The sequence below is a fragment of the Ruegeria sp. A4 genome (assembly GCF_056543025.1).
Genome location: NZ_JBQGAW010000001.1, coordinates 228,518 through 250,121 on the forward strand (window position 1 = coordinate 228,518; position 21,604 = coordinate 250,121).

Genomic DNA, 21,604 nt, shown 5'->3' on the forward strand with positions numbered 1-21,604 from the left:
TCATTTGCGAAACGCCATGCCGCGAATGCGGGGAATTTCCAGTGTGGCACCGCAGATACAGGCTTGGCGCCAAGCCCCGTTGACGCCCCTTTGCCCCTTGCATAGGAAGGGCAAAACCGACCGGAACCGGGCGCAAAGGCGCCCAAAGGGAATGCCATGACCGAACCGACCAGCGCACCGCGTTCATTTCAGGAGATCATCCTGCGGCTTCAGACCTATTGGGCGTCTAAAGGCTGTGCCATTCTACAGCCCTATGACATGGAAGTCGGGGCCGGAACGTTCCATCCCGCGACCACCCTGCGCGCGCTTGGCTCGAAAGCCTGGGCTGCGGCTTACGTTCAGCCGTCACGCCGCCCGACGGATGGGCGTTACGGTGAAAACCCGAACAGGTTGCAGCACTATTATCAGTACCAGGTGCTGATCAAACCCAGCCCACCGGATTTGCAGGAGCTGTATCTGGGAAGCCTCGAGGCGATCGGCATCGACATGGATCTGCACGACATCCGTTTTGTCGAAGATGACTGGGAAAGCCCGACGCTCGGCGCTTGGGGTCTGGGTTGGGAAGTCTGGTGTGACGGAATGGAAGTCAGCCAGTTCACCTATTTCCAACAGGTTGGCGGCCATGACTGCGCGCCGGTATCAGGTGAACTGACCTATGGGCTTGAGCGTCTGGCCATGTATGTGCTGGGCATCGATCACGTGATGGACATGCCGTTCAATGACCCCCAGTCGCCCAGTCCTTTGACTTATGGCGATATCTTCAAGCAGACCGAAGAGGAGTACGCCCGCTGGAACTTTGACGTGGCAAACACCGAGGTTCTTCTGCGCCACTTCGAAGAGGCCGAGGCCGAGTGCGCCGCCATTCTGAGCCAAGAGCATGTGGACCCGAAGACGGGCAAACGCATCATCATGGCGCACCCGGCCTATGATCAATGCATCAAGGCCAGTCACATCTTCAACCTGCTGGACGCGCGCGGCGTGATCTCGGTGACCGAACGGCAGGCCTATATCGGGCGCGTCCGGGCGTTGGCCAAACAATGTGCGGATGCGTTCGTACACACCGAGGCCGCCGGGTTTCAGGCCTGATGAGGCAATCAGGCCAGCCCGGGCAAAAGCGCCTTGAGCCCGTCTGCGATCATGCTGACGGCAATGGCGGCAAGGATCATACCCATGAAGCGGCTCATGATCACGCGCGCGTTGCTGGACAGGCGTTCAGCCAGCCAGGCGGCGTTCCAGAACGTGATCAGAAGCAGGCCGAGCACGACGAGAAATACTCCTGTAAAAACAAAGGTCTCAACCGCAGTTTTAACCTGATGTGCGTACAGGATCAGGGTGGTTATCGTGCCGGGGCCCACAAGAATGGGAAAGGCCAGCGGGTAAAAGGCCACCGTATCGGTTTCGGGGTAAGCTTCCTTCTCTCCTTTTGTTCCATGATGAGAGGTGCTTTCGTTTCCGTTCAGCATGTTGAGGCCGATCATCATGACGACCAGGCCGCCGGCGACGCGCAAGTGATTGACGCTGATGCCAAAAAGGCCAAGCGCCTGACTTCCGACCAGCGCAAAGGCACCGCCAAGGATCAGGCAATAGATCACCGTCTTCACCGCAATCTTGCGCTGGTCGGCGGCAGGCAGATCCTGAGTGACGCTCAGAAACACCGGCAGGTTGGAAACCGGGTTCATGATGGCAAACAATGCGCCGAAAAAACCGACAGCAAGCGTGGATTCCATGGTGTTGACCTCATTGATGCCTGTACCCGGACGAAACCTGTCCTATTTTACAAGAACTTGAAAGAGGCAGCCTGAAACATGACGGGAAAACTGCTGGCAATTGTTCTGTTGTTGTCGGCCTTGGTGGCCGGGGCCGGAATGTATTATTTGCAGATTTACGGTTTCTACTATGAGGTCGAACCGCAGCCCGGCCAGGACGTGGTCCTGATGACGGACCAAAGCGATGCGCCTGTCCCAATCACCTATTCGGACTTTCAGGCGATCGATGCAGACAGTTCTCCGATCCGCTACCGAGGCTGTTTTGAAACGGATCTGAAGCCGGATCAGATGGCCGGATTTATTGCTGTTGAAAACCCAGAACCCTTGACCGCGCCGGGTTGGTTTGACTGTTACGACGCCGTTTCGCTGGGCGATGCACTGAAATCGGGGCAGGCGCAGGCGTTTTTGAGTGAGAAGAACATCCATTTCGGCGTCGACCGGATCGTGGCGATTACCAGGGATGGCAAGGGATATGTCTGGCACGCGTTGAACAACTGCGGTGAAAAAGCCTATGACGGTACGGTGGTGGGTGAGGAGTGCCCGAAACGCCCTGAAAACTGAGGAAAACCATGGCTGACGCCGTTTTGATCCCGGACTTCATTACTGCAACTCTGGGGTTTGCGGTGTATTTGTTGGGTGCCCGGATCAACGGCAAAGTCGCAGTTCTGAGGCAGTTCAATATTCCTGAACCGGTCACGGGCGGCCTTTTGGCTTCGCTCGTGGTTTTGCTTCTGTATCTCTTTGCCAATGTTGAGCTGTCATTCGAGTTGCAGACCCGGGACGCTCTGCTGGTTCTGTTCTTTGCCGGGATCGGACTGAACGCGCGGCTTTCTGACTTGATTGCCGGTGGTAAGCCTTTGTTGATCCTCCTGATTTTGACGCTTGTCACGATTGTTGCGCAGAACGTTATCGGCGCGGCAGGGGCTTCCTTGTTTGGCTATCCGGCGCAAGCAGGCGTTCTGTTCGGTTCGGCCGCTTTGATTGGTGGACACGGAACCGCAATCGCATGGGCACCCGAAGTTGCCAGCGCAACGGGTCTGGACGGTGCAACCGAACTTGGCGTTGCCGTGGCGACGCTCGGACTGGTGCTTGCTGCGCTGGTGGGTGGCCCCATCGCCCGTCTTCTGGTGGAAACACGAGGCCTGTCGCCGGACCGACCTGACGAAGAACATACGGTCGGACTGCCGGAAGAAACGACCGCGGCCACCGAAATTGACCATGTGACAATCATGCGCGTGCTGCTGCATCTGAACCTTGCGATTATTCTGGGCTATGCGCTGGGCGAGGCGATTTCGGCCGCTGGGCTGAAACTGCCGCTGTTTGTGCCCTGTCTGATCATGGGCATCGTGATTTCGAATGTCCGAGCGGCCATCGCTCCGACCGCGCCGCCGGTTGCACGGACACCGTCGCTGGCATTGCTGTCTGAATTTGCGCTTGGTGCCTTTCTGGCAATGTCACTGATGAGCTTGCAGTTGTGGACCATCGCGGAACTGGGTGTGGCAATTGCCGTGATCATGACGGCGCAAACGGTGTTTACGGTCGTCTTCGTGATTTGGGTACTGTTTCCCCTGATGGGCTCGAATTATCGCGGAGCGGTGCTGGCAGCGGGCTTCGGAGGCTTTGCCCTGGGCGCCACACCCACGGCGATTGCAAATATGACGGCAGTAACCAAGCGATATGGGCCGTCGCCTATTGCCTTTATCGTGCTGCCCCTTGTATCCGCCTTCTTTGTGGATATCGCCAATGCCATCGTCATTCAGACGATTGTGAACTTCTAAGGACCGACTATGCCCGACCTGCTGATCGAACTGTTTTCCGAAGAAATTCCTGCGCGGATGCAAACCCGTGCCGGTGAGGATCTGAAAAAGCGGATTACCGATGGCCTGGTCGAGGCCGGTTTGACCTATTCAAACGCGGCCGCACTGACCACACCGCGCCGCCTGACACTGGCGGTGGAAGGTCTGCTGGCGCAAAGCCCGACAATCCGGGAAGAGCGCAAAGGGCCCAAGGTTGGCGCGCCGGACAAGGCGATCGAAGGGTTCCTGCGGGGCGCGGGCCTGACCCGCGACCAACTGGAAGAGCGTGAGACACCCAAGGGCGCTGTCTATTTCGCCACCATCGAGAAACCGGGCCGCCCGGCCGCCGAGATCATTGCCGAAGTGCTGGAAGCTACCATTCGCAATTTCCCATGGCCCAAATCCATGCGTTGGGGCAGTGGCAGTCTGCGGTGGGTGCGCCCGTTGCATTCCATTCTGTGCATCTTGTCCGATGACTCCGGGGCGCAGGTTGTTCCGATGCAGGTCGATGGCATCCGCTCCGGTGACACCACGGTCGGTCATCGTTTCATGGCCCCCAACCGGTTCCCGGTTACGTCTTTCGAGGACTATGCCGCCAAGCTGAAACGCGCATTCGTTTTGCTGTCACAGGATGAACGTGCCGAACACATCTGGAATGATGCGCAGAACATGGCTTTTGCCGCCGGTCTGGAAATCGTCGAAGACAAGGGGCTGTTGGCCGAGGTTGCCGGGCTGGTGGAATGGCCTGTGGTGTTGATGGGGAAAATCGACGAGGAATTCCTCGAATTGCCGCCCGAGGTGTTGCAGACCTCGATGAAAGAGCATCAGAAGTTCTTTTCGGTGAAGAACCCCAAGACCGGTCGGATCGAGCGTTTCATCACCGTCGCCAATCGCGAGACCACCGACAACGGCGCGACCATTCTGGCCGGCAACCAAAAGGTGCTGTCGGCGCGTCTGGCCGATGCCAAATTTTTTTGGGAAAACGACCTGCGCATTGCCAAAGCGGACATCACCCAATGGACCCGCGCGCTGGAGAACGTGACCTTCCACAACAAGCTGGGCACCCAGGCCCAGCGGATCGAGCGCATCGCCGCGCTGGCCCGCGAACTGGCCCCCGTAACCGGCGCCGACCCGGATCAGGCCGAGAAGGCCGCGCGCCTGGCCAAGGCCGATCTGAGTTCAGAGATGGTCTATGAATTTCCCGAACTTCAGGGGCTCATGGGGCGGTATTACATCGAAGCCGCCGGCGAGGATTCCGCGGTGGCTGCTGTTGCGCAGGAACATTACTCGCCGCTGGGGCCGTCGGATGATGTGCCTGCGGCACCTCTGTCGGTCGCCGTGGCGCTGGCTGACAAGCTGGACACGCTGACCGGGTTCTGGGCGATTGATGAGAAGCCGACTGGCTCGAAAGACCCGTTTGCTCTGCGTCGTGCGGCATTGGGGGTTATTCGGTTGGTGCTGGAGAATGGTTTCAGCCTCTCTTTAACAGATCAAATCGAAAATGGTTTCGAAGAAGTTCGACAGCCCAGGTACGCAGAGTTGAAAAAAGCCATTGCCAATGAGATGTGGCAAGACTTCGAACGTGGCCAAGAAGTTTCCGAGGAAATAAGGGAGTTCATCGGAGCAACAGCCGAGGACAAAGTTGCATTAGTGAAAGCTGCAATTGCAGCAGGCCCAAGTGCCAGGGAATCTGTTGTTCTCGAATCCATAAACGAAATAGCGGGAGTTTGGGTCAATCAAAGAAGCGGAATCGATTGGCGCGGGGAGTTCGTACCAATGCGCGATGACCTCCTCTCCTTCTTCCACGACCGTCTCAAGGTCTTCCTCCGCGACGAAGGCATCCGCCACGACATCATCGATGCCTGCATCGCGATGGAGGGGAATGACGACCTCAACCTGCTGGTCAAACGCGCCCGCGCCCTGAATGCAGTGATCGCGACTGAAGATGGCGAGAACCTCGTGCAGGGGTTCAAGCGGGCCAACAACATCCTGACCCAGGCCGAGGAAAAGGACGGCGTGGAATACTCTTACGGTGCGGATGTGAAATTCGCTGAGACCGACAGCGAGAAGGCGCTTTTCGCGGCTTTGGACGGGGCGCAGACGCAGATTGACGTTGCCTTGAAATCCGAAGACTTCCCAACTGCAATGGCGGCCATGGCCGCGCTGCGCGGGCCGGTGGATGCGTTCTTTGAGGACGTACAGGTCAACACCGACAATGACGTGATCCGTCGTAACCGGTTGAACCTGCTCAGTCAGATCAGGCAGGTTTGTTCCAGCGTGGCCGATCTGTCGCGGATCGAAGGTTAAAACATCGGGCACGCAGTGATGCGTGCCCACAACGCCCTTGCACGAAGGGCGCAAGCGCTTATGCTGCACTCAAATCAAAAGGTGCTGCAGTGCAGAATAATCCGCATACCACGCTCATTACATCCGATGCTCCGGTCACGGCCCATACCCATGGCGGGCGGGCCAAGTGTCTGCAACGGCTGGTCCGACTGGATCTGCCGGTGCCCCGGACCGTCGCCTTGTCGTTTGATGCGGTCCATCAGATTGCGGAAGGCGACGTTCCGAACCTTGACGCGATCCTTGAGCAATTCGATCCCACGACCTTGCTGTGCGTCCGGCCAAGTTCTGAAGATCCCGACTGGGGTGGGCCCGGTGCGGTTCTGAACATTGGCATGAATGATGCACGCTATGTGGACCTGTCCGACACCATGGGGGCAGAGGCCGCTGCTGCGCTGTATCTCAGGTTCGTTCAAAGCTATGCGATCCACGTGGCGCGGCTGGACGCGGATGTGTTCGATGACATCGACATGGATGGCAGCGAAGGCTTGCGCCATTCCCTGCGCGCCTACGAAGATGAAACGGATGAAGCCTTCCCGCAGGACCGGGGTGAGCAGTTGATCGGAGTTTTGCGCTCGATGGCCCGCGCATGGGACGGGACATCCGCCCGGCTGCTGCGGCAGGCCAAGGGTGCCCCGGCAGATGCCGGTCTTGGGCTTGTCATTCAAGAGATGATCCCGGGCGTCGGGCAGGGTGAATGCGGATCAGGCGTGCTTCAACTGGTCGACTCCACCACCGGAATGCCGCAGATCACGGGGCGCTACCTGAGCCAGAGCCAGGGCCGGGATGCGCTGGGCGAAGATGTGGCCGCGCTGTTTCTTGAAAAAGACCCGCGAGGACCGTCGCTTGAAGAAGTCGCACCCAAAGCCTTTGCCGAGTTGAAAGAACAAGCCGCGCTGATGCGCGAAAAACTGCGCGAAGAAATGCAGGTCGAGTTCGTCATTCAAAACGGCAAAGTGCACATTCTGGATGGCGTCCGGGTTCAGAGAACGTCGCGCGCGGCGATGCGGATCGCCGTTCGTCTGGCTGAAGACGGGATCATACCGCCGCAAGAGGCGGTGATGCGTGTGGACCCCCATGCGTTGAATGAACTTTTGCACCGGCAGGTCCATCCGGAAGCGCGGCGTGATGTGTTGACGACGGCCATCGGTGCCAGCCCGGGCGCCTCAACCGGAAAGATCGTGTTTACATCCGCAGAAGCGCAGGCCAGTGCCGCGCGCGGAGAGGCCTGCGTTCTGGTCCGCCGCGAAACCTCGCCCGAGGATGTGCGCGGGATGCATGCCGCCGTGGCGGTTTTGACGGAAAAGGGCGGCATGACCAGCCACGCCGCCGTGATTGGTCGTGGACTTGGCCTGCCCTGTATCGTTGGTGCCTCAGACATGCGGTTCCAGACTAAAAAGAAGATGCTGACCGCGCCCGATGGCCGTGTTTTCAAAACCGGTGATATTCTGACAATCGATGGCAGTTCCGGTCAGGTGCTGGCAGGGCAGCCTGCCATGCTTGAGGCCGCGTTGGATGATTGTTTTCAGACATTGATGGCGTGGGCCGATGCCGAGCGTGATATTGACATCCGCGCCAATGCCGACACGCCGGCCGATGCGCAGACGGCGCGCAATTTTCAGGCTCAGGGCATCGGCCTGTGCCGGACGGAGCATATGTTCTTTGAACCCGGTCGCCTGATCGTGATGCGCGAGATGATTTTTGCGCAAACGTCTTCAGGCAGGGCGGCTGTGCTGGAACGTTTGCTTCCGATGCAACGTGAAGACTTTGTTCAACTGTTCAGAATCATGGAAGGGCAGCCTGTCTGTATTCGCCTGTTCGACCCGCCCTTGCACGAGTTCCTGCCCACCACGCGCAGCGGTCAACGGGAATTGGCCGAGGCGCTGGATTTGCCGGTTTCCGATGTCGAACGCAGGGTCAATGCGATGACTGAATACAACCCGATGCTGGGTTTGCGCGGCGTTCGCCTGGGCGTAACGGTGCCGGAAATCTATGACATGCAAGCGCGCGCGATCTTCGAAGCCACGCTTGATGCCAGAAAGAACGGCGCCCCGGTCGTGCCCGAAGTGATGATCCCGCTGGTCTCTGCGAAACGAGAGGTCGAACTGGTCAAGTCCCGCATCGATTCGGTGGCGGCAGCGGTCGCGTCAGAACGAGGGCAGGAATTTGAATATCGGCTGGGTGTGATGGTTGAAACCCCGCGTGCCTGTCTGCGCGCAGAAGAGATCGCCCCGCAGACCGCGTTCATGAGTTTCGGTACCAATGACCTGACGCAGATGACCTATGGTCTGTCCCGCGACGATGCCGGCCGGTTCATGTCCGCCTATGTTCGCCAGGGTGTCTTCGGCGAAGATCCGTTCCACGTTCTTGATCCGGATGGGGTCGGGGAATTGCTGAAGCTGGGAGCCGAGCGGGGACGAGCCGCGAAACCGGATGTAACCCTGTCGGTTTGCGGAGAACACGGCGGAAACCCCGAATCAATCGCCATTTGCAGGGATTTGGGGTTCGACTATGTTTCGTGTTCGCCCTTCCGGGTTCCTGTCGCTCGGCTGGCTGCCGCTCAACTGGCGATTTCCTCCAGACTTGGGGGTTGACAGGGGCTGAAAACCCAAGGATTAGTGGGTTATCTGAACACTCGCAGGCGAAATTTATCTTCGCTGCGGGCAAGATTCCACTTGCATTTTCCGAAAGACTGGACCTTTGCGCTCGATTGCGTTAGATGCCTCGTCGCGCCCGCCGGGGGAGGGTATGGCGCGTGAAGTGCCTGTGCGAGGTTATCTGATGCTACGTTACATAATGGCTGTTGCCACAATGGCGGCAACCGTGCTGCCGAGTGCGTCCTTCGCCGAGAGGGAAGCAATTGATACTGCAAAGAAAGAACTTGTCGCCCGCAGCGAATTGCCGGCGCAAAGTTTTCGCGACTATTTCAAACTTTTCCAACCGCGCAAGGCGGCCAAACCTGTTGAAGTAACATACTCCAAGGACTGGCTAGACCAACAGCCCAAGGCGACCGGTGACGAAAACTGGAAGTGCCTGTCCGAGGCGCTGTACTTCGAAGCGCGTGGCGAAAGCGTGCGTGGTCAGTTTGCGGTGGCCGAGGTCATTCTGAACCGGGTCAAAAGCAGCCGCTTTCCAAGTTCACTGTGTGGTGTGATCCGCCAGGGCACCGGCAAGAAATACCAGTGCCAGTTCACCTATACATGTGACGGTCGCAAAGAGGTCATCCACGAGAAGAAAGCTTATGAGCGCGTGTCCAAGGTCGCTCGGGCGGCCATTGATGGTATCGGCCAAGAGCTGACCGAAGGGGCGACCCACTACCACACGACCGCGGTTCGGCCATCTTGGTCGCGGGTCTATAAACAGACTGCGCGGATCGGTGTGCACATTTTCTACCGCCACAACTACCGGACAGCGAGCAACTGATTGACGCACCCGCGCTGGAAGCTTGATGGCGCGTGGCAGGTTGCAGTCTATATTACGGGCCCAGGAGGCCCGTAATGCTTTTCACCCGACGACAGATTCTGAAAACAGCCGCCGCAGTCGCCATTGCGCCGGTCGCGGCCGGGGCCGCCGGTTATCCGCCGCTCAAGGCGCATCTGAGCCGGCAGCGCGTTGCGCCTGATGGGTTTCCTGACACGGCGGTCTGGAGTTACGGTAACACAGTCCCCGGTACGGTAATAAAGGTCGATCAGGGCGCACGCGTTCAGCGCAAGCTGGTGAATGACCTTCCCCGACCCACATCGGTGCATTGGCACGGGATACGCATAGACAACGCCATGGATGGTGTGCCTGGCCTGACGCAGGATGTCGTCGAACCGGGCGGCACTTTTGACTATGACTTCGTTGCCCCGGATGCGGGCACCTATTGGTACCACGCGCACAACCAGTCGATGGAACAAGTTGCCCGCGGGCTTTATGGGCCGCTGATCGTTGCAGAGGCCACGGCACCGGATGTTGATCAGGATCTGGTGCTGATGTTGGATGATTGGCGGTTGAACCCTGAGACCGCGCAGATAACGGATGATTTCGACAATGGCCATGATCTGAGCCATGCAGGCCGGCTTGGGAACATCCTGACCGTCAACGGATCATTCGATCCCGCGTTTGCGGTACGCAGAAACGAGCGACTGCGACTGCGATTGGTCAACGCCTCCAATGCCCGGATATTTGACCTGGATCTTGATGGTCTTTCGGGGTGGATCGTCGCCTTGGATGGAATGCCCTTGGAAACACCGCTGCGGCTGACGGGCTCTTTCCCGTTTGCACCTGCGCAGCGTGCGGATCTGATAGTGGATGTCGTCACCGAGGGCGAAACGGCAAGCCTGGTCAGCGTCGAAAGAGATGGTTCTTTTGGGCTGGCACGGTTCGAGGTCGGTGGAAACGCTGCCGGGGCGAACAGGCAGGGCGTGTCAGCATTGCCGCCTAACCCTTTGCCTGAGATCGGGAATCTTCGACATGCCAGAACGCACCGGATGGTTTTGCAAGGTGGTGCAATGCGCTGGCTGGAAAGCGCCCGGCTGGGTGAAACCGAACTGTCAGGCCGCGAGCTGGCGCAATTTGGCAAATTCTGGGCGCTGAACGGTTACGCCGAGCGCCCCGAAGATCCGTTTCTGGATGCGGCCGTCGGCAGTTTGCACAGGATCGAGTTCGTGAATGAAACCGCATTTCCGCACGCAATGCATCTGCACGGGCATCACTTCCGGCTGATCATGGACGATGGCTCTCTGGGCCCCTGGCGTGATACCGTTCTGGTCGGGCGGGGACAGGCGCGCCAAATTGCATTGATCGCGGACAATCCCGGGAACTGGTTGCTGCATTGTCATATGCTTGGGCATGCTGCTTCGGGGATGATGAGCTGGTTTCGGGTCTCGTGACGCCGCATTCGGCGGTTGGAATGGCGCTTGTTTGAGTGCTATAGGCCCTCGCGACGCCTATAGTAAGCAAACGATGCAACGAGCCCGAAAAGGCCTGACCCATGAGTTCTGAAATCCGTCTGGCATTCGCACACCCGTCCGAACGGTCCGAGGCGACGTCTCCTCGGGGGCCGTTGGATCGTATCTCGTTGCGCGACCATATCGTCGAAGTCGAAATCGGCGCCTTCCAGGCCGAGCGGGGAACAACCCAGCGGATCTGCTTCAACATCGTGGTCGAAGTCCGGCCTCTGACGGACCCGATTGATGATGATGTGGATCGCATCCTGTCATATGACCGGGTAACGGAATCCATCGCCTATGAGCTGGCGGCCGAGCGTCTGAACCTGCTTGAGACATTGGCCGAACGCGTTGCGGAACGCATCCTGCTTGAACCTCAGGCTGTAAGGGTTTTTGTTCGCATCGAAAAACTGGATCGGGGCCCGGGTGCGTTGGGGGTTGAGATCGTGCGCGGAAAAGACTCTGTCCATCATGAGGTGGCCGAAGAAGAACGCCCGCATCCCCGCCTTGTCTTCCTGTCGAATGACGCCATCGCGTCGGAGAACCTGAAGGGTTGGATCGATCAGTTGGAGAACCGCCAGCGCCCGCTGATCCTGTGCGTTGGGGCGTCCGACCTGGCCGCTCCGCAAACGGGTCATGCGATGACACAACGCCGAATTGACCTGTTGGCAATTGAACAGAATGCCTGGGTTCTGGCGGCACGGGATCATCGCTGTGTGGTGGTCTCGACGCGGACCGAATTGGATTGGGCGATGAAGAATGGCCAGATCTGTGTCTGGGCCCCATCCAAGATCGTCCTGGATGCCGTTGACGGCCCGTCTGCCGCCCCGTCGGATGCCGTGGCGCTGGCTGCATGGTTCGCGGCGACCTTTGAAGCGAGCGAAATGATGGTGATCGGCGGCGCTTTGCCGACGGAACCCAAAACGCCCTTGCGCGCTGTAGCGGTGGATCAGGCTCAGCTGTGAGAACCTATTTCAGACCACTGGTCCAGCATGGAAGGACCCGTCCCGCAGGTGCTGTGCCGCTGGCGGGTCAACCCCTTTGGTTCACCCATGTCGAAGCCCTGCGGCGCGGGTCCGAACCCGAAATCGTCGCGGCCTCGGACGTTCCGTCAGATTACCTGAGCCGTTTGATCCAACCGCGGGCTGACGTGGCGGGCCTTGATATGCAGGTGCCTCATATCATGGGGATTCTGAATGCCACGCCGGACAGTTTCTCGGATGGCGGTGTTCACAGCTCGGTAGATGCTGCTCGCGTGGCTGCGGTGAATATGGTGGCGCATGGTGCCACGATTCTGGATATCGGCGGAGAGTCCACCCGTCCGGGTGCGGATTTTGTCCCGGCCGGGGAAGAGATCGCGCGAACCCGCCCGTTGATCGAAGCGATCCGGTCGGAAACAGGCGCTTTGATTTCCATCGATACACGAAAGGTCGATGTCGCCAAGGCTGCCTGCGCGGCCGGGGCAGGGTTGGTCAACGATGTCTCGGGCTTCACCTTCGATCCGGCGTTGGCACCGTTCTGTGCCGCGCAGGGTGTGCCTGTCTGTGTCATGCACATGCAGGGTGATCCGGCGACGATGCAGATCAATCCGCGATACGACAATGTATTGCTGGATGTTTACGATTTTCTCGAAGGCCAGATCGCGTTGCTGGAACGTCTTGGCCTGAGCCGCGATCAGATCGTTGTGGATCCCGGGATCGGGTTTGGGAAGACCGAGGATCACAACCTGACCCTTTTGCGCAATCTCAGCCTGTTCCACGGCTTGGGCTGCCCGATCCTGTTGGGCGTGTCGCGCAAGGGCTTTATTGGCACCATCGGAAAAGAGCCTTGCAAGACTGCCCGCGCGCCGGGATCAATCGCGGTGGCTCTGGCGGGATTGTCTCAGGGCGTGCAGATCATCCGCGTTCATGACGTGGCCGAGACCTCTCAGGCCTTGCGCCTATGGGCTGCTGTCCGGTAATCCGGTCGCACGGCAAATCACGGAGTGACACCTATGCGCAAGCTGTTCGGAACCGACGGGGTGCGGGGCACCGCCAACACGCATCCGATGACGGCAGAGATGGCGTTGCGCATCGGGGCCGCAGTCGGGCGGTATTTCCGGCGCGACGCGACAGGAGTGCACCGGGTTGTCATCGGCAAGGATACGCGTTTGTCCGGCTATATGCTGGAAAACGCGCTGACGGCCGGTTTGACGTCCACTGGAATGAACGTGCTGCTGCTGGGGCCCGTTCCGACGCCCGCCGTTGGCCTCATGACGCGCTCCATGAGGGCTGATCTGGGCGTCATGATCTCGGCCAGCCACAACCCTGCCGAAGACAACGGAATCAAGTTCTTTGGGCCGGACGGCTATAAACTGTCCGATCAGGCCGAGGTCGAGATCGAAAGACTGATCGACGAAGGCGTCAGACCCGCCCAGGCGCAGAATATCGGCCGGGCGCGCCGGGTTGATGACGCACGGTTTCGCTATGGCGAACGTGTGAAGTCGTCGTTGCCGCGGAACGTCAGTCTGGATGGTTTGAAGGTGGTGATCGATTGTGCGAACGGCGCAGCCCACCGCACCGCGCCGGAGGTTCTGTGGGAGCTGGGCGCAGAAGTGATCCCCGTGGGAATCGCGCCCAACGGCAAGAACATCAATCTCAACTGCGGATCGACCAAGCCACAACTGGCCGCAGAAACCGTTGTCGCGCATGGCGCCGACGTGGGCATTTGTCTGGACGGCGACGCGGACAGAGTGGTTGTGGTCGACGAAACCGGTCAGGTGGCTGACGGCGATCAGCTTATGGCTTTGCTGGCGACGGCATGGAAGAAATCGGGCCAGTTGAAGGGCGACGCTCTGGTCGCGACCGTCATGTCCAACCTGGGCCTGGAACGCCATCTGACAGCGCAGGGTTTGCGTCTGGAGCGAACGGCCGTCGGTGATCGCTACGTGGTCGAACGGATGCGTGAAGGCGGGTTCAACCTTGGTGGGGAACAGTCCGGCCATATCGTGATGAGCGATTACGCCACCACCGGTGATGGGTTGATGGCTGGTCTGCATTTTCTGGCGGAAATGGTTCTGTCGGGGCGCAAGGCATCTGATCTGTCCAAGCAGTTCGAAACCGTTCCGCAGTTGCTGAAGAATGTGCGCTACTCCAGCGATCAAACACCGTTGGAGGTTCAAAGTGTTCAGGCGGCCATCGCCGATGCCGAGGCGCGGCTGAACGGGCAGGGCCGGTTGTTGATCCGCAAATCCGGGACAGAACCTCTGATCCGCGTGATGGCTGAATGCGAAGACGATGGGTTGCTGACCCAAGTTGTCGACAGCATCGTGGCAGAGGTCGAAGCCGCCACAAGCTAATTCCCGAACAAAACCTTTCGCAGGCTGAACCACTGGCTGATGGCCATGCCGGTCAGGATCAGGGCCAGAGCGATGAAAAAGCGCAGGGGCAGGGCCTCGGACAGGATCCATGCGCCGAACACCATCGACCAGATCGGCACCTGGTAATTCACCAATGTCAGGAAAACCGACCCGGCGCTGCGGGTGATCGAAACGCGCAAAAGGGTGGCAAACGCAGTTGGCAGCAAACCCAGAACGATCAGGGCGATTGTCGAGCGTGGGCCTTGCCAGGTCGGCAGCCCCTCGGTGAGCAGCATTATGGGCAGAAGAAGCGCGGCGCCGACAACCAGCGTCAGGGCAGCCAGTACCAAAGGGTCAACCGGCGGGCAGCGTCGAGTCAGCACGGATGAACTTGCGTAACACAGCGCCGCCGTGATGCAGGCCAGTTGCGCGACGGGTTCGGCCCCCTGGCCCAATTGTGCAAGGCCGGGTCCGATCAAAACCAGCGCCCCGGAAAAGCCAAGGCACACCCCCAGAAACCGGCGCAGGTTCAGTGGTTCATCCGAGAAGAAATGCGCCAGCGGCAGCACCATCAGCGGGATGGCCGCCATAGACAGCCCCGCAAAAGCAGATGGCACAAATTGCTGCCCCCAACTCAGCAACATGAATGGCACGGCAGTGGACAGCACGCCAATAAGGACAATCGAAACACTCAGCGCCGGCGTCAGAACCGGCAGCTTGCGACCGGTCGCCCTCATCATCAGCAACAGGGTAACAGCGCCCAGCGTGGTTCGTGAGGTGGCAACGGTGATTGGGCCATACCCTTCAAGTGCCATGGCAACGACCATGAAGGTCGCGCCCCAGATCAGGCCCAGCGTGAAGACGCCGCTCCAGTCCTGTTTTGTCGGCTGTTGAACCATTGATTGTCCTGTCGGAACGCGCGGGTGCGCCAGAAATTAAACCTGACCGGCTGTTTATGTGCCTTGCCGAACCTTTGTTCAAACGAAAAGGGCGGCCACGCGGGCCGCCCTGTGACAGGCTTCCGCCCTTCTTAGTTCTTTTCTTTGTCGACCATCTTTCCGGCCGAGATCCACGGCATCATGCCGCGCAGCTTGGCGCCGGTTTCCTCGATCATATGCTCGTCATTGGCACGGCGCGCCGCTTTGATGGTCGGCTGGCCAACGGCGTTTTCCAGCATGAAGTCACGAACGAATTTACCCTGCTGGATGTCGTTCAGAACCTCTTTCATACGCGCTTTGGTCTCGTCGTATTTCAGGATACGCGGCCCGGTGACATACTGGCCGTATTCGGCGGTGTTCGAGATCGAATAATCCATGTTGGCGATGCCGCCTTCATAGATCAGGTCAACGATCAGTTTCACTTCGTGCAGGCACTCGAAATAGGCCATTTCAGGGGCGTAACCGGCTTCGACCAGAGTTTCAAAGCCGCAGCGGATCAGTTCGACCAGACCGCCGCACAGAACCGCCTGTTCGCCGAACAGGTCGGTTTCACACTCTTCACGGAAGTTGGTTTCGATGATGCCCGAACGCCCGCCACCGATGGCCGAGCAGTAGGACAGGCCGATTTCCAGCGCCTTGCCGGTTGCATCGTTGTGGACAGCGACCAGGCAGGGCACGCCGCCGCCTTTGGTGTATTCGCCGCGCACGGTGTGGCCGGGGCCCTTGGGGGCCATCATGATGACGTCGACGCCTTCTTTCGGCTCGATCAGGCCGAAATGGACGTTCAGGCCGTGGGCGAATGCAATCGCGGCACCCGGCTTGATGTTGTCGTGGACGTATTTTTTGTAGGTCTCGGCCTGAAGCTCGTCGGGCATGGTGAACATGATCACGTCACACCAGGCGGCCGCCTCGGCGATGCCCATGACTTCCAGGCCCTCGGCTTCGGCTTTCTTGGCCGAAGGCGAACCTTCGCGCAGCGCGATGACCAGGTTCTTTGCACCTGAATCGCGCAGGTTCAGCGCGTGCGCGTGACCTTGCGAGCCATAGCCCAGGATAGCCACTTTCTTGTCTTTGATCAGGTTGATATCGCAATCGCGATCGTAATAGACGCGCATTTCGCCGGTCCTTTCTGGTTTGATTGCGGCGGTTGTATCTGCCTGTTCGCGCAATGGCGATAGGGTTGGGCTTGAGTATTTGCGAAAAAGATGAAGAATAATTCGCGCCAATCGGAGAATGTGAAAAAATCATGCTTGATGACATTGATCGGCGCATTCTGCGCCACTTTCAAGCAGACCCGAGCCTGACAACAGCGGAACTGGCCGATCTTTGCCGGATCAGTGCGGGCGTCTGCTGGCGGCGAATCGAAAAGATGCAGGCTGCAGGGATCATCGAAGGTCAGGAGGCCGTGATAGACTGGGCCGCGATGGGATATGCCGTCGAGGTTTCGCTTCGGATCACGCTCGACAAGACGCAGGCCCGAGCTTTCGACGATTTCACGCAGGCGGCGCGTAACGTGGCAGAGGTGATCGAAATCCAGACCTTTCTGGGTCGTGTCGATGTTCGTCTTTCCGTAATTGCAAGAGATATGAAGCACTATCAGCAGCTTTATCGCGACCGGATTCTGACCCTGCCGCATATTGCCGATATCGAGGCCCTTATGCACATTGCGCGGGTCAAGCGGGACGAGGTGCTGCCGGTATGATCGAGTTGGATGAGATTGATCGTCGTCTTCTTCGCGCGCTGCAACAGGATGCCACGCAAAGTGCCGGAGCATTGGGGCGCCGGTTCGGGTTATCCCAACCCGCCACCTGGCGTCGCATTCGCCGGCTCGAAGAGGCAGGAATAATCAAGGGCCGTCGGCTGCGTCTGAATGCCGAAGCGCTGGGGTTCGGTGTCACAGTCTTTCTGGGCATCAAACTGGGGCGCAAGGGCCAAGTCAGTCTTGAAGATTTTGAGCGCGCTGTCAGTGCCGTTCCCGAGGTGCAGACCGTCGAGCACGTGCTGGGGCTGTATGATTATCGACTGCGTGTCGTGGCCCGGGACCTGGCCGATTTCGAGCGTGTATTGCGGCGCCGGATCATGACACTGCCGGGTGCAGGCGACGTCGAGGCCAACGTTCTGCTGAGCGAAGAACGTCTGCCTGGTCCCATCGGCTGAACAGAGTCAGTACTTGGTGCGGATGCAATAGCCCGGATGATGCGTCATGCGCGCAAAGGTAAGCGGCCTGTCTTCTTTCCAGGTGGTGCGCTCCATTTGAATCATGGATGTTCCCGCCGTGGTTCCCATGAATTCTGCCAGTCGCGCATCTGCGGAAATGGCACAGAAAGCGACCTCGGCATCGGTGAAAGGTGCGGCCGTCAACAGCCATTCATGCGGCCCCTGTTCGAACAAGTCCGCGTCCTCCACATCAGGTACGGCCTCGATGTTGATCCATCGTTCTTCCATCTGGAAGGGCCGATTGTCCGCATAGTGCATACAGATTACATGTAGAACACGCGCATCCGGTGCCACGTTGATCTGCGAGGAAAGCCATCCTGGGCTGGTGACGACATTCCTTTCAACAAGCGCATAACGATAGTTTGCATTCTGGCTTTCGACCACTTGCCGCGCCAATGACAATTCGAGTTTGGCGTGTTTGCTGGGCTCTTTCTTGACACGTGTGCCGCTCTTGCGTTTGCGCTCGACAAAGCCCTGGTCGGCCAGTTCTCTCAAGGCTCTGTTCACAGTGGCCCGGGCGCAATTGAACTCCTCTGCCAGCTGGGTCTCCGTCGGCAAAAGCGATCCTTGTGGCCAGACACGGCTTTCAATGCGTCGTTTTACTTCGTCTCGAACGAACTGGAAGCTGATCCGCTTTTGTATCGTCACGGGTGAATCTATCCCTTCAAGTATAAAGTGTGCGCATCTGTTCAGAAGCAAGTAGAAGTGTAAAGGGGAAGTGACACTGGTTGGCGTCATTTTCGTGCTTTCACGAATTTAAGCCAAAAAAATTAAGTGTTTGTTAAGCTTTACGTTGGGTCAAATTTTTGCCGCGAAAGGGCTTTACCCGAACTGACAAAGCGGACAAGACTTCGAAAACGCTTTGGAGAGGATGCGCCATGCCAGGCTTGCTGGAAACTGTTGACCCGAATGGGCTCGAAGAATTCTCGGTCGTATTTACGGACCGCTCGCTGAACCATATGTCGCAGAAGTTTCAGCAGGTGATGCGCGACATTTCGGATATGTTGAAGGGCGTGTACAATGCAGATGGCGTCGCCGTTATTCCCGGCGGTGGAACCTATGCCATGGAAGCGGTCGCCCGACAGTTCGGGCACGGCGCAGATGTGCTTGTGGTTCGCAATGGATGGTTTTCGTACCGGTGGAGCCAGATCATTGAAAGCGGGTCTCTGACAAACTCGACCACAGTCATGAAGGCGCGCGAGACTGGCAATTCCAGCCCATCGCCTTTTGCGCCTGCTCCGATCGAAGAGGTCGTCGCCGCGATTCGCGAACAAAAGCCCGGTGTTGTTTTTGCTCCGCATGTCGAAACGTCGGCGGGGGTCATTCTGCCGGATGACTATGTGACCGTGCTGGCAAGCGCGGCGCATGAGGTGGGTGCGTTGATGGTGTTGGATTGCATTGCGTCGGGTTGCGCCTGGGTGGACATGAAAGCCACCGGTGTCGATGTTCTGATCTCGGCGCCGCAGAAAGGGTGGAGCGCCTCGCCATGTGCCGGTCTGGTCATGTTGTCTGAACGCGGAGAGGCACGTCTGGAGCAGACCAGTTCCGACAGTTTCGCCCTTGATCTGAAGAAATGGCGGCAGATCATGCAAGCCTATGAAAACGGGGGCCACGCCTACCACGCCACGATGCCGACCGATGCGTTGCTGGCCTTCCGCGACACCATGGCAGAGACTCGTGAATACGGGTTCGAAAAGTTGCGTGCGGCGCAGTGGGCGCTGGGTGACGGTGTGCGATCGATGCTCAAGGACAAGGGTGTCGTTTCGGTTGCGGCCGACGGTTTCGGCGCGCCCGGAGTTGTGGTCAGCTACACCTCGGATCCCGAAATCCAGAACGGCAAGAAATTTGCGGCACTTGGCATGCAGATTGCCGCAGGTGTTCCGTTGCAATGTGATGAGCCCGAAGGGTTCAGCACGTTCCGGTTGGGTCTGTTCGGGCTCGACAAGCTGTACGACGTGGACGGCACCATCGCGCGTTTGAAACGGGTGCTGGATCAGGTTCTGTAAGCGGACCGGGCCTTAGCGAACGCCAAGGCCCATCTGCATCAAAGTCTTGCGCACTGGTGGCAGGGAATAGAGCGCGCTCAGCCCCATCGCCCGTGCATCTCGCAGCGGCCGCGTCTCAATCATCGAGGCGCGGTTCAGCAGATCAATGCCCTTGAGGCGCATCTCGACCTCGGTGTGACGGGCCTTGTGATAGGCGCCCAGCATCTGTTCGTCTCCCAGACCTTCGGGCCGGGCTTGCGCCAAATCCAGCAGGCAACGCAGGTCACCCAGAGACATGTTCAATCCTTGTGCCCCGATGGGAGGCACTACATGCGCCGCCTCGGCCATCAGCGCAATGCGTTCACCCGCCAGACGTTCCGCCGATTGGCTGATGATGGGCCAGATCGTTCTGCGGGATGCCAATTTCAGCGGGCCGAACAACCCGCAGGACCGAGAGGTCATGGCGGCCTCGAAAGCCTCGGGTTCCAGGTTCAGGAGTTCAACGGCCTTCGGTCCGCGTTCCATCCAGACGATGGCGGACGAGGGCTGCCCGTTCCAGTCCGGTAGAGGCACCAGCGTGAACGGCCCCCCGGATCTGTGAATTTCGGTCGAAACATTCTCGTGTGGAATTGGGTGCGTCACCGCAAATGCCAGCGCCTTTTGCCCATATCGTGTTGTGTGCACCTTGATGCCGGCTGCTTCGCGCATTGGCGAGTTGCGACCATCGGCAGCAAGCACAAGCTTGCACCGGACGCGGCTGCCATCACTCAGGCTCACGCGGGCCTCGGCGGTTCGGGTAAACAGGCTGGTGGTCGCGGTGCCGGGACGGAAATCGACATTTGGCAACTCGGCCAGTCGGGCCACCATTTCACGGCGCAACAACCAGTTGGGTAGGTTCCAGCCGAAAGGTTGTTCGGAGATGTCGGCCGCGTTGAAGTCGCGAACGACGCGTGGCTCGGGCAAGTCGCCCCCGGCGTCAACGATCCGCATGACTTGCAACGGGGCCGCCTGTGCATCCAGTCTTGCCCACAGACCGCATTGTTCCAGCAGGCCGCGCGCAGGCTGCAAAAAAGCCGTGGTGCGCAGGTCTGACCCGTCCACGTCCCGCTCGGTGATTGGAGGGCTCGGATCAACGCAGATCACTTCAAAACCTGCCGTTCCGAATACCGCCGCAGCGGTCAGACCGGCGATCCCGCCACCGGAAATCAGGATGTCACAGCTGTCGGACATGGCGCCTCTCATCATTCTGGGCAGAACCTAGTTCGGATCTGCCCCGAGTGCCAAGTGACATCCTGTCCCGTATTTCAGCCCCGTGAAATCAGGATGAGGATCAGAAACATCAGCGGCACCATCATAAGGGCAGGGATGTAGAGGCCGGGAAGGCCGAACAACATGATGGAACAGCCCCACATGCTGAAAATCGCAGCGGCGGTGTAATACAAGTCTTCTGCCTTGGCGTTGACCGCCTCGCGCGCCAGCCATCCAAAGACGGGAATTGCAAAGAAAAGGCGCTGCCAGATCGGCAGGCGCAGCGGCATGTCAATCGCGCTCATCGGGGTCTCCATCTGTTCGTCGCTGCAGCGCATATAAGGACGCAGATGCGTGTGCAGAACGTGCAGATCGTCGCACTGTGACAGCCTATCGCAGGCGCGCCAGGAACGCGGTCAGATCGTCCGTGTGATGGTGGATGTGATCGGCTTCATGCGGGTCGGGAGAAACATGAACCGTGCGCATTCCCATCTCGTGTGGGGCCGCGAGATTGCGTGGTTCATCTTCGAACATGGCCGCTATTTCGGTCTGAAGGCCGTCCTTTTCAAAGATCGCTTCGAACGCGGCTTTTTCGGGTTTTGGTCGGTACCCTGCATGTTCAACACCGTATATCGCGTCGAACAGGCCTGTCAGGCCGCGTGCCTCAAGGACACGTTCCGCGTAGGGCGCGCTGCCGTTGGTGTAGACGATCCGCCGGCCGGGAAGGGCGCGGATATGATCGGCCAGTTCCGCATCCGGGTCCATGTGGCTCATGTCAACCTGATGTACCGCGTGCAGGTAGGGGTCGGGGTCCAGATCATGTTCGGCCATCAACCCGGCCAGCGTGGTCCCGTATTTCCGCCAGTAATGCGCGCGCAGCCGGTCGGCTTCGGCCCGGTCAACACCGATGGCTTGCACCACATAATCCGTCATCAGAACTTCTATCTGATCGAACAGCCGCATATGCGGTGGGTACAGGGTGTTGTCCAGATCGAACACCCATTGTGTGACATGACTAAACGAAGGTTTGACCATGGCTTGGG

At 58.9% G+C, this 21,604-nt stretch carries 20 protein-coding genes; 13 read left to right on the forward strand and 7 right to left on the reverse strand.

Annotation, left to right across the window (positions count from 1 at the left end):
• Positions 1–156: 156 nt before the first annotated feature.
• Positions 157–1,086, forward strand: coding sequence for a glycine--tRNA ligase subunit alpha (locus ACR0E2_RS01125; RefSeq protein ID WP_480444793.1), 930 nt, complete (start codon positions 157–159; stop codon positions 1,084–1,086).
• Positions 1,087–1,094: 8 nt separating this feature from the next.
• Here ACR0E2_RS01125 and ACR0E2_RS01130 read toward each other — a convergent pair whose 3' ends face one another.
• Positions 1,095–1,727, reverse strand: coding sequence for a MarC family protein (locus ACR0E2_RS01130; RefSeq protein ID WP_480444794.1), 633 nt, complete (start codon positions 1,725–1,727; stop codon positions 1,095–1,097).
• A gap of 78 nt (positions 1,728–1,805) precedes the next feature.
• Here ACR0E2_RS01130 and ACR0E2_RS01135 point away from each other — a divergent pair, with 78 nt between their 5' ends.
• The 9 genes from ACR0E2_RS01135 (at position 1,806) to glmM (ending at position 14,173) form a co-directional block, all read left to right on the forward strand.
• Positions 1,806–2,327: a DUF6446 family protein gene (locus tag ACR0E2_RS01135; protein ID WP_171170622.1), complete on the forward strand. Its 522-nt coding sequence runs from the start codon at positions 1,806–1,808 to the stop codon at positions 2,325–2,327.
• Between the two features lie 8 nt (positions 2,328–2,335).
• Positions 2,336–3,544, forward strand: coding sequence for a sodium/glutamate symporter (gene gltS / locus ACR0E2_RS01140; protein WP_171639697.1), 1,209 nt, complete (start codon positions 2,336–2,338; stop codon positions 3,542–3,544).
• A 9-nt stretch (positions 3,545–3,553) separates the two neighbouring features.
• Complete coding sequence (gene glyS / locus ACR0E2_RS01145) at positions 3,554–5,869, forward strand: glycine--tRNA ligase subunit beta (protein ID WP_480444795.1); 2,316 nt, start codon at positions 3,554–3,556, stop codon at positions 5,867–5,869.
• An 89-nt stretch (positions 5,870–5,958) separates the two neighbouring features.
• Complete coding sequence (locus tag ACR0E2_RS01150; protein ID WP_171119583.1) at positions 5,959–8,499, forward strand: putative PEP-binding protein; 2,541 nt, start codon at positions 5,959–5,961, stop codon at positions 8,497–8,499.
• A gap of 187 nt (positions 8,500–8,686) precedes the next feature.
• A complete protein-coding gene (locus ACR0E2_RS01155; protein WP_170346602.1) occupies positions 8,687–9,328 on the forward strand; it encodes a cell wall hydrolase in 642 nt (213 codons plus the stop codon).
• A 74-nt stretch (positions 9,329–9,402) separates the two neighbouring features.
• Positions 9,403–10,779, forward strand: coding sequence for a multicopper oxidase family protein (locus ACR0E2_RS01160; RefSeq protein WP_480444797.1), 1,377 nt, complete (start codon positions 9,403–9,405; stop codon positions 10,777–10,779).
• Between the two features lie 101 nt (positions 10,780–10,880).
• Positions 10,881–11,801, forward strand: a complete 921-nt coding sequence (locus ACR0E2_RS01165) for a dihydroneopterin aldolase (protein ID WP_152457620.1) — start codon at positions 10,881–10,883, stop codon at positions 11,799–11,801.
• Positions 11,798–12,796: a dihydropteroate synthase gene (gene folP / locus ACR0E2_RS01170; RefSeq protein ID WP_480444798.1), complete on the forward strand. Its 999-nt coding sequence runs from the start codon at positions 11,798–11,800 to the stop codon at positions 12,794–12,796. The genes ACR0E2_RS01165 and folP overlap by 4 nt, the downstream gene beginning before the upstream one ends.
• A 33-nt stretch (positions 12,797–12,829) precedes the next feature.
• Positions 12,830–14,173 (forward strand): phosphoglucosamine mutase, encoded by a 1,344-nt coding sequence (gene glmM / locus ACR0E2_RS01175; RefSeq protein ID WP_171228515.1) that lies wholly within the window; start codon positions 12,830–12,832, stop codon positions 14,171–14,173.
• Here the strand turns inward: glmM and ACR0E2_RS01180 are convergent.
• Positions 14,170–15,072, reverse strand: a complete 903-nt coding sequence (locus ACR0E2_RS01180; RefSeq protein ID WP_480444800.1) for a DMT family transporter — start codon at positions 15,070–15,072, stop codon at positions 14,170–14,172. The genes glmM and ACR0E2_RS01180 overlap by 4 nt on opposite strands.
• A 131-nt stretch (positions 15,073–15,203) precedes the next feature.
• Positions 15,204–16,226: a ketol-acid reductoisomerase gene (ilvC, locus tag ACR0E2_RS01185; protein ID WP_171170636.1), complete on the reverse strand. Its 1,023-nt coding sequence runs from the start codon at positions 16,224–16,226 to the stop codon at positions 15,204–15,206.
• Positions 16,227–16,357: 131 nt separating this feature from the next.
• Here ilvC and ACR0E2_RS01190 point away from each other — a divergent pair, with 131 nt between their 5' ends.
• Together ACR0E2_RS01190 and ACR0E2_RS01195 are read left to right on the forward strand one after the other, a co-directional pair.
• Positions 16,358–16,813 carry an Lrp/AsnC family transcriptional regulator gene (locus tag ACR0E2_RS01190; RefSeq protein ID WP_480444801.1) on the forward strand — a complete coding sequence of 152 codons (456 nt, stop codon included), beginning with the start codon at positions 16,358–16,360 and terminating at the stop codon, positions 16,811–16,813.
• A complete protein-coding gene (locus ACR0E2_RS01195) occupies positions 16,810–17,268 on the forward strand; it encodes an Lrp/AsnC family transcriptional regulator (protein ID WP_152457626.1) in 459 nt (152 codons plus the stop codon). Before ACR0E2_RS01190 ends, ACR0E2_RS01195 begins: the two co-directional genes overlap by 4 nt.
• 6 nt (positions 17,269–17,274) lie before the next feature.
• Here the strand turns inward: ACR0E2_RS01195 and ACR0E2_RS01200 are convergent, their stop codons facing one another.
• Positions 17,275–17,976: a GntR family transcriptional regulator gene (locus tag ACR0E2_RS01200; protein ID WP_254705361.1), complete on the reverse strand. Its 702-nt coding sequence runs from the start codon at positions 17,974–17,976 to the stop codon at positions 17,275–17,277.
• Between the two features lie 230 nt (positions 17,977–18,206).
• Here ACR0E2_RS01200 and ACR0E2_RS01205 point away from each other — a divergent pair, with 230 nt between their 5' ends.
• Positions 18,207–19,334, forward strand: a complete 1,128-nt coding sequence (locus ACR0E2_RS01205) for an aminotransferase class V-fold PLP-dependent enzyme (protein ID WP_171228519.1) — start codon at positions 18,207–18,209, stop codon at positions 19,332–19,334.
• A gap of 12 nt (positions 19,335–19,346) precedes the next feature.
• Here the strand turns inward: ACR0E2_RS01205 and ACR0E2_RS01210 are convergent, their stop codons facing one another.
• The 3 genes from ACR0E2_RS01210 to ACR0E2_RS01220 form a co-directional block, all read right to left on the reverse strand.
• Entirely contained in the window at positions 19,347–20,543 is a 1,197-nt protein-coding gene (locus tag ACR0E2_RS01210; RefSeq protein ID WP_480444804.1) for a UbiH/UbiF family hydroxylase, read from the reverse strand.
• Positions 20,544–20,617: 74 nt separating this feature from the next.
• On the reverse strand, positions 20,618–20,866 hold the full coding sequence (locus tag ACR0E2_RS01215; RefSeq protein WP_171231849.1) for a hypothetical protein: 249 nt from the start codon (positions 20,864–20,866) through the stop codon (positions 20,618–20,620).
• A gap of 85 nt (positions 20,867–20,951) precedes the next feature.
• Positions 20,952–21,596: a pyrimidine 5'-nucleotidase gene (locus ACR0E2_RS01220; RefSeq protein ID WP_480444805.1), complete on the reverse strand. Its 645-nt coding sequence runs from the start codon at positions 21,594–21,596 to the stop codon at positions 20,952–20,954.
• Positions 21,597–21,604 lie beyond the last annotated feature (8 nt).

Coding starts and splice junctions, on each gene's coding strand:
- ACR0E2_RS01205 (WP_171228519.1), top strand. CDS start 18,207: ATGCCAGGCTTGCTGGAAACTGTTGACCCGAATGGGCTCGAAGAATTC.
- ACR0E2_RS01125 (WP_480444793.1), top strand. CDS start 157: ATGACCGAACCGACCAGCGCACCGCGTTCATTTCAGGAGATCATCCTG.
- ACR0E2_RS01220 (WP_480444805.1), bottom strand. CDS start 21,596: ATGGTCAAACCTTCGTTTAGTCATGTCACACAATGGGTGTTCGATCTG.
- ACR0E2_RS01135 (WP_171170622.1), top strand. CDS start 1,806: ATGACGGGAAAACTGCTGGCAATTGTTCTGTTGTTGTCGGCCTTGGTG.
- ACR0E2_RS01155 (WP_170346602.1), top strand. CDS start 8,687: ATGCTACGTTACATAATGGCTGTTGCCACAATGGCGGCAACCGTGCTG.
- ACR0E2_RS01195 (WP_152457626.1), top strand. CDS start 16,810: ATGATCGAGTTGGATGAGATTGATCGTCGTCTTCTTCGCGCGCTGCAA.
- ACR0E2_RS01130 (WP_480444794.1), bottom strand. CDS start 1,727: ATGGAATCCACGCTTGCTGTCGGTTTTTTCGGCGCATTGTTTGCCATC.
- ilvC (WP_171170636.1), bottom strand. CDS start 16,226: ATGCGCGTCTATTACGATCGCGATTGCGATATCAACCTGATCAAAGAC.
- ACR0E2_RS01165 (WP_152457620.1), top strand. CDS start 10,881: ATGAGTTCTGAAATCCGTCTGGCATTCGCACACCCGTCCGAACGGTCC.
- gltS (WP_171639697.1), top strand. CDS start 2,336: ATGGCTGACGCCGTTTTGATCCCGGACTTCATTACTGCAACTCTGGGG.
- ACR0E2_RS01160 (WP_480444797.1), top strand. CDS start 9,403: ATGCTTTTCACCCGACGACAGATTCTGAAAACAGCCGCCGCAGTCGCC.
- ACR0E2_RS01180 (WP_480444800.1), bottom strand. CDS start 15,072: ATGGTTCAACAGCCGACAAAACAGGACTGGAGCGGCGTCTTCACGCTG.
- glmM (WP_171228515.1), top strand. CDS start 12,830: ATGCGCAAGCTGTTCGGAACCGACGGGGTGCGGGGCACCGCCAACACG.
- ACR0E2_RS01210 (WP_480444804.1), bottom strand. CDS start 20,543: ATGTCCGACAGCTGTGACATCCTGATTTCCGGTGGCGGGATCGCCGGT.
- ACR0E2_RS01215 (WP_171231849.1), bottom strand. CDS start 20,866: ATGAGCGCGATTGACATGCCGCTGCGCCTGCCGATCTGGCAGCGCCTT.
- glyS (WP_480444795.1), top strand. CDS start 3,554: ATGCCCGACCTGCTGATCGAACTGTTTTCCGAAGAAATTCCTGCGCGG.
- ACR0E2_RS01190 (WP_480444801.1), top strand. CDS start 16,358: ATGCTTGATGACATTGATCGGCGCATTCTGCGCCACTTTCAAGCAGAC.